Annotated in this window: 1 protein-coding gene; it reads left to right on the forward strand. The window is 59.8% G+C overall.

The genetic code is table 11. The features are described 5' to 3' along the window. Positions 1-396: 396 nt before the first annotated feature. Complete coding sequence (locus I6F28_RS37055; RefSeq protein ID WP_225143937.1) at positions 397-612, forward strand: cold-shock protein; 216 nt, start codon at positions 397-399, stop codon at positions 610-612. Positions 613-665 lie beyond the last annotated feature (53 nt).

The following is a 665-nucleotide window of genomic DNA, read 5'->3' on the forward strand; positions in this document are numbered from 1 at the left end:
ACGCGAGCGTGAGCCTGCAGTCCGAAGTTCGGCGGGACCAACTGGGACGGACAGTGCCCCGGTCGGCCATCAGTTTTCAGACCAAAGCGAACACCTTGACCCTGTAGCCCGCCACGAAGCGCCTGCAGAATCTCCGATTCTCGATTCGGCACGACCCTTGCTCGGTCCTGGGCAGCATCACCGAGTCTCCAGATGCGGTAATGTTAGGGGCGGGCTCGTCGCTTCTAGCGCCTGGTCCGCCCCGCCGGTTTGCTGTGAGGCGAGGTGAGTCAGGATGTTCAAGTGGTGGCGCTCATCTTCGCTCGCGCTCGTCGCCGCCGAGTTAGGAACGGAAAGTGCACCCGCAGCTCCGGAGTAGTAGGCGGCGATATCGAGCCGCAAGACCGTGGAACAAACATGCGCACCGGAACAGTAGTGTCGTACAGCGTTGAAAAGGGCTGGGGGTTCATTCGGCCTGACTATGGCGACGGCAAGGATTTGTTCGTGCACATATCGGACCTTCGCGGCTGCGCAGGGGCTGATCTGGTGTCCGGCACGCGCGTGACTTTCGGTATTCGTTTCAATAAACAGCGCTCGAAGTACAGAGCCGTCGAGGTCAGGCTGATCGATTGAAATATCGCGCATCCTGCTGCAGGCGTGCGCGTTACATAACATCCATAGCGCAA

Source organism: Bradyrhizobium sp. NBAIM14, assembly GCF_020193895.1.
Lineage (GTDB): Bacteria > Pseudomonadota > Alphaproteobacteria > Rhizobiales > Xanthobacteraceae > Bradyrhizobium > Bradyrhizobium yuanmingense.